Genomic DNA, 6,265 nt, shown 5'->3' on the forward strand with positions numbered 1-6,265 from the left:
TAATCTCATCAGAACGGAACGCGCGCTCCAAGGCCACGCTCGACAGCGGTTTGATATAAATAATTTGCGCAGGTTAGATCTTCGGCCGGAATACCGAGTGATTTATAGATCGTAACTTCATCAGCCGTTTGTCTGCCTGCATGCTGCTTGTTCAATACTTGGCCAATTTCAGCCAGAATATGATCATCTGTCACAAGTCCTGCAGTTTTGGCTGCAAGAAATTCGCCTGCCTGTTGAAGCGCGGAAGGGCGGAAATCAACAAAGAAACGAGCGCGCTTTACCAATTGGTTGTCAATTTCGGCGGCTGCGGCAATGGATGAGCCAACGACATTAATATGAGCGCCATCAGCAACATCGGCACTTGTCAGCACAGGTGTATCAGCTGCTGTAACAGTGCAGATGAGATCAGCCTGATGAACGGCAGTGTTAACCGTTTTGCAGACTTCAATGGGTACAGGGCTAAGCTCTGTATTTTCATGTGCAAATTTTAGTGCTCTTTCTGGATTGCGTCCCCAGATACGCACTCTGCGTAATTTGCGAACACATGCCATCGCGACGAGATGTTCTCGGGCTTGTTCGCCACAACCTAAAATTGCGAGATCACCGGCATCGGGTGCAGATAATATTTGCGTTGCCAGCGCAGATGCGGCAGCGGTTCGAATAGCCGTTACTTCGCCGCCATGAACGACTGCTACCGGGGCGCCAATGATTGCATCAAAAAGTACGATGGCGCCTTGATGGGATTGTAATCCCTTTGCCCCATTTTCCGGATAGACAGCTGTCAGCTTGGCACCAAAAACATCAGGAGAACGCATAGCGCCGGGCATCAAGCCAAAGCCACGTCCTTCGCCGGAGGGCAAGGCGATAATCCAGCGGGGTGGTTGGCATGTTGACCCTGATGCTGTTTGCGCCATTGCCGTTTTCATCAGTTCAATACATGTCTTCATGGGCAGAAGTTGCCGCACCAATTGACGATCAATGATCTGCAAATTCACTATGTGCTGCTCCTGCTGTTTAAACTATCTTTGTGATGCGCTCAGTCAACTCACGCAAGACTTGCCTGCCGCGCGACCAGACCATTTCCCGCCAGTCGGAACGATCAGGAACATGAATTTCGCGCCATATTTTACGTGCTTCACGGGTTTCTGGCTCTAATGGGTTACGGTCGCGCCACATCAGTGCATCGGCACGTTCTAACAAGGCGCGCTGGCCTGGGCGCAGGGTCGCGCCGCCAAACTCAAAGCACATTGGAATAACATCCTGACCAGGCAGCTGCGCGATGATGTGGCCATAGAGATGACCATGCTGAATAAATTCATCTTCAGCACCCTCGCTGCCAAGCGGTGCTTCAAGGGAGGGGCCAAACAAATATTTGGCTTTGTCCAATTGCGCTCCGCCTTCCAAATGCCAAAGCGGAATACCATAGCCATAAGGGCCGTAGCCTGTATGAAAGTCGCAAACGACAATTCTTTCGGCTTTTTTACAGTAGGTTTGCAAAATTTGGTTGAGGCAGTGATAGCTCCAGCTTGGTTCGGTTCCACCGAAAGAAGGCGCTTCAGGATATTGATATTGTCCGCCTTGCAGAACCATACCATAATGCTTGCGGCCGGCTTGCTTGAGGAAATCTGCAAGTTTTTCATTCGCTGCTTTGCGTGCAGCTTGGTCTGTATCAGGACACATCACAGCATCAACATAAGCTGCATATTCGCTGTTGTCTGGCAAATTGCTAAAGTCAACAAAATGACGATTGAGATCGATGTTATCTTCCTGCTGCCGGCGATCCCATGCCATGCCCCATGGATTAATAGCGTGAATATGTAAAATAGCGACATCATCAGGAAGTGTTACTGATTGATGGTCACGACACCAGGCAAGCTGGCAGGCAGCGCCCGCCCAACCTTCAACGCCGTGGAGGCCGGAAATGGTGACAATCATATTTTTTGCAGTACGGCTGCCAAATAATGCTACGTCACATGCAAGAAATTCGCCTTCTGGGCCATTCAAAGGATGATTAAATCCTTCCAGCTGTTTTGCATTTGCCATTCTGGCTGCATGGAGAAATTTACTGCGCGCTTCAGTAAAACCAGATGAAAAGACAGTTTCCCATTCTGGCCTGTTTGCATTCTTATCCATGGTGCTTTTCCGCTTTTTAAGACTAATTGTACAAGCTGGACATAGAGTCTAAAATATTAATACATCCCGTTATGAAATGATGTCAAATTTTTAATTGACAAAATGTCCAGCTTAGACTTTTTATGTATTTATGACACATGAACTGGATAAATATCTGCCTGTTGCTGAGGCTGTTGCGGCATTGCTCAGACCGCATGCAGAAGTCGTGATCCATGATCTGGAAACCGCGAAAATCAGGCATATAGTTAATCCGCTGTCGAGCCGTCAGGCGGGCGCCAACTCAATGACTGAAGTCGATATTGCTTCATCATTGGAGGCGACGGTTATTGGCCCTTATCGTAAGACAAACTGGGACAGGCGCCAGCTTCGCTCTGTAACTGCTGTTTTACGTGATGATACATCGAGGCCTGTTGGTCTGCTTTGTATCAATCTTGATATTTCGGCCTTTGAAGGAGCAGTGGCATTCATCCGCCAGTTGATTGAGTTTTCGCCTGCTCCCGTTTTGACTTCTGAACTCTTTAAGCCTGAGTGGAAAGAAATGGCGAACACAATACTCGCTGCCTATCTCGCCGCTCATAAGATGACGGAAACAGCGATGCGGCGGGAAGATCATGTCTCAGTTATAAGACTTTTGGATGAGGCAGGAATATTTGATATGCGCGGAGCGATGCCGCATGTTACCTACATGCTGCGATTATCAAGATCTACTATATACACTATACTTAAAAACATAAGATTAAGTGATTGACACTTTGAGTCTATGGATAAAGTATAGACATATTAATAATAAAAGGGGGAGTGCATATGCTTTTGAAGAAATTAATCGGAGCAATTACTATTGCTGCAGCATTAACGATTCCTGCTATAGCGCAGGAAAAAGATTTGCTTGCGGCCGTTAAAGAGCGTGGTGAGCTGGTTGTGGGAACTGAACTGCAGTTTCCGCCATTCGATTTCATCGAAAATGGCAAACAGGTTGGTTTCAACTCGGATCTTTTTGCTGAAATCGGTAAAGAACTCGGCGTAAAAGTCAGATTTATTGATCTGCCATGGAGCAATGTACTGCCAGGTCTTGAAGCTGGTAAATTTGACATGGTTGCCGGTCCTAATACTTTGACCAAAGCGCGTCTGGAAAAATATTACTTCAACCTGCCAATTTCCGGTGGTGCTATTTCGATTATGAAATTAGCGAAAAACACTGATTTTAAATCGCCGGATGATATTGAAGGTAAGACATTTGGTGCCCAGCGCGAAACTGTTTCAGCTGCAAAAATCCGTGAATTCGGTGAAGGTAAAAACATAACCGTTCGTGATTATAGCGACAATAATCAGGCCTATGCCGATATGGTTGCCGGACGTCTGGATGGGGTTGTTGCGCAATCCACCAACCTTTATTACGCAGCCAAACTGCGCGAAGGCATGTTTGAGATTTTAAAACCTGCAATCGGTCCGATGGCATGGTTCAGCTATCTTGGTCGTAAGGATGAAAACTCGCGTGCATTGATGGAAGCAATTGATGCTGCAATTTTGAAAACCATTCAGGATGGCCGCATGGATGACCTGCAGCGTAAATGGTTTACTGTGACAATGGAGCTGCCGCACACACTGCCTGACCCAGACATGTAAGTTGTAAGTGGGAGGGCACTGCCATGCTGGATTTTTCAGGAGCTTGGAACGAGTTCCCCCTGTTTTTACAGGGGGCATGGACTTCGGTTCTATACGCTGTTGGTTGTCTTTTTTTCGGCTTTTTGCTCGGTGTAATGATCTGTCGGGCGAGAATTTCCGAGAGGTTTGCAGTGTCCTTTCCTGCAAAACTATACATTAATATTATTCGTGCCACGCCACTGCTGGTTGTCTTGCTGGTTGTGTTTAACATTTTGCCTTTCATCGGCATTAGTCTGACGCCAGAAGCTTCGGCCTTATTATCTCTGACAGTTTGCACGGCGGCTTATCAGGCAGAGATTTTACGCGGTGGATTTGCCGGTGTGCCACATGGACAGATTGAAGCCGGACGCATTGCCGGCTTGAGTGAATGGCAAATTTTTCGTTACATAAAACTGCCGCAAGCACTACGACTGACATTTCCGGCACTCGTTAATGAAGCAACGATTATGATCAAAGGTACCTCTTTGATCTCGACGGTCGGCATTTTGGAGCTGACACGCGTGGCACAAAATGTTGGCAACTCTTATTTTCGTCCGCTGGAAGCATTGCTGATTGCCGCTGCACTTTACTGGGTAATGACAACCATTGTCACACTTGCAGGTGATTTACTGATTAGCCGCTATGCAAGGGAGAGGTTGTCATGAGTTTCAACTTTGCGATCATCACGGATAATTTGCCACAAATTCTGGCTGGCCTGCGTCTGACAATTATTTTGTGGCTGGTTGGTACGGTTGCAGGTATGGCGCTTGGCTTTCTGCTTGCGCTTTTGCAAACATCGCGCCACTGGCAAATTCGTTTATTGGTGAGTGTGTATCAGTCTATTTTTCGCGGCACGCCCTTTTTGGTGCAGATATTCTTGCTTTATTATGGTGGCCCATTGATTGGCCTGATGCTGAGCGCAGAAGTGGCGGGAGTGCTGGGGCTTGCGCTTTACTCTGCTGCTTACTTTACAGAAATTTTTCGTGCAGGCTTTGCAGCGGTGCATGTCGGACAAGCTGAAGCCGGCCGGATTTGCGGTCTGAGTGAGTTTCAAATTCTTTGCCATATTCAGCTGCCGCAGATGATGGTGACAATCACACCTGCACTCATCGGTATGTTTATTGTTATGAGCAAAGAAACGGCCATCTTGTCAGTGATGACGGTGCCCGACATTACAGCCGTGCTTTCGGGCATTGGCTCTGCAACATTTACTTATGTCGAAACTTTGCTCACCTTGGTTCTTTGTTATTGGGCGCTTGTTGGATTAACCACATGGGTTGGAGCCAAAGTAGAGCGGCATATGCAAAGACATCTTTTACCTGCGCAAGGAAAGATCGTATGAAAAACGGACAAAACGCTATTGAAATCCGCGGCTTGCAAAAGAGCTTTGGCGATCATCAGGTTCTCGCAGATATTGATCTAGATATTCCCCGTTCCAATGTTACCTGCATCATCGGCCCATCGGGGTCCGGTAAATCGACCTTGTTGCGGTGCATGGCATTTTTAACCGAGTTTGATGCGGGTTCTATTCTGATTGAAGGCCAGCCACTTGGCTTTGTTGGTGAAGGCGCATCAAGGCGGGCCTGCACAGCATTGGAAGTCAATAAAGCGCGGGAAAAGCTTGGCTTTGTCTTTCAGCAGTTTAATCTGTGGCCGCACTTATCTGTGCTTAATAATGTTGCTATGCCGCTTAGACTGGTCAACAAGCTTTCAAAAGAGGCGGCAGAAGCAAAAGCACGTCAGGCTTTGGTTAAAGTCGGACTTGTTGATCATATGATGAAATATCCGGCTTTTCTCTCTGGCGGTCAGCAGCAGCGTGTCGGCATTGCGCGAGCGTTAGCACAAGATCCGCATATTATTCTTTTCGACGAGCCAACATCGGCACTTGATCCTGAATTGGTGGGTGAGGTGTTGCAAGTGATGCGTGATTTAGCAAGTGATGGCATGACGATGGTGGTTGTGACGCATGAAATGGGCTTTGCCAGTCAGGTTGCCGATCAGGTTGTCTTTACAGACAAAGGTGTGATTGCTGCGGTCGGATCACCCATGGAAATTTTCAGTAATTCCGACAATCCACGCGTTCGTAGTTTCCTTGCCAATTATTTTGAGAGAAATACAATCAGACCTGTGGCGAGTTAATGTACGTTTTTGCGTGGGGAATTTACTTTAATTACAGCATGGCAATATTGAGGGTCGCCTATAACTTGTCTTCTGTAAAAAAATATGCCGATTCCGCTGGTATCATATAAAAGAATATTTGCGTGTAGCGTCAAATATGTTTTCGTGCTTTTGCTATGTGGGCAGAGCGGGGATACAAAAATTGTCGCTTAATTATCCGTCTATTCAGATTTTAGGTGGGCGATCCTGACCTGAGCCCCAACACTCCTCCATTTTTTAGGAGAGTCTTGGGTTATACTATTGGCCTTAAGCGGCCTGTTTTTCTAGAGCCATTTTTATGGCGAACTCATTCGGTGTGACATTGCCGAGTGAA

At 47.1% G+C, this 6,265-nt stretch carries 7 protein-coding genes; 5 read left to right on the forward strand and 2 right to left on the reverse strand.

The window, feature by feature from the left end; genetic code table 11:
• Window positions 1–8: 8 nt before the first annotated feature.
• Together ABDZ76_RS11465 and ABDZ76_RS11470 are read right to left on the reverse strand one after the other, a co-directional pair.
• The gene (locus ABDZ76_RS11465; protein WP_343805539.1) at window positions 9–995 is read right to left on the reverse strand and encodes an ornithine cyclodeaminase family protein; all 987 of its coding nucleotides are present in this window, start codon (window positions 993–995) and stop codon (window positions 9–11) included.
• A gap of 19 nt (window positions 996–1,014) precedes the next feature.
• The gene (locus ABDZ76_RS11470) at window positions 1,015–2,133 is read right to left on the reverse strand and encodes a DUF2817 domain-containing protein (RefSeq protein WP_343805541.1); all 1,119 of its coding nucleotides are present in this window, start codon (window positions 2,131–2,133) and stop codon (window positions 1,015–1,017) included.
• Window positions 2,134–2,263: 130 nt separating this feature from the next.
• On the opposite strand from ABDZ76_RS11470, the gene ABDZ76_RS11475 reads away from it, so the two are divergent.
• From ABDZ76_RS11475 to ABDZ76_RS11495, 5 genes are read left to right on the forward strand one after another with little or no spacing between them, the layout of a single operon-like run.
• Window positions 2,264–2,881 (forward strand): helix-turn-helix transcriptional regulator, encoded by a 618-nt coding sequence (locus ABDZ76_RS11475; RefSeq protein WP_343805543.1) that lies wholly within the window; start codon window positions 2,264–2,266, stop codon window positions 2,879–2,881.
• Between the two features lie 56 nt (window positions 2,882–2,937).
• The gene (locus ABDZ76_RS11480; RefSeq protein ID WP_343805545.1) at window positions 2,938–3,756 is read left to right on the forward strand and encodes a transporter substrate-binding domain-containing protein; all 819 of its coding nucleotides are present in this window, start codon (window positions 2,938–2,940) and stop codon (window positions 3,754–3,756) included.
• A 23-nt stretch (window positions 3,757–3,779) separates the two neighbouring features.
• A complete protein-coding gene (locus ABDZ76_RS11485) occupies window positions 3,780–4,439 on the forward strand; it encodes an amino acid ABC transporter permease (protein ID WP_343805547.1) in 660 nt (219 codons plus the stop codon).
• Entirely contained in the window at window positions 4,436–5,116 is a 681-nt protein-coding gene (locus tag ABDZ76_RS11490) for an amino acid ABC transporter permease (RefSeq protein WP_343805549.1), read from the forward strand. Before ABDZ76_RS11485 ends, ABDZ76_RS11490 begins: the two co-directional genes overlap by 4 nt.
• A complete protein-coding gene (locus tag ABDZ76_RS11495; RefSeq protein WP_343805551.1) occupies window positions 5,113–5,913 on the forward strand; it encodes an amino acid ABC transporter ATP-binding protein in 801 nt (266 codons plus the stop codon). Before ABDZ76_RS11490 ends, ABDZ76_RS11495 begins: the two co-directional genes overlap by 4 nt.
• Window positions 5,914–6,265: the final 352 nt, after the last annotated feature.

This window comes from Paenochrobactrum glaciei, assembly GCF_039522165.1.
Classification (GTDB): Bacteria; Pseudomonadota; Alphaproteobacteria; order Rhizobiales; family Rhizobiaceae; genus Paenochrobactrum; species Paenochrobactrum glaciei.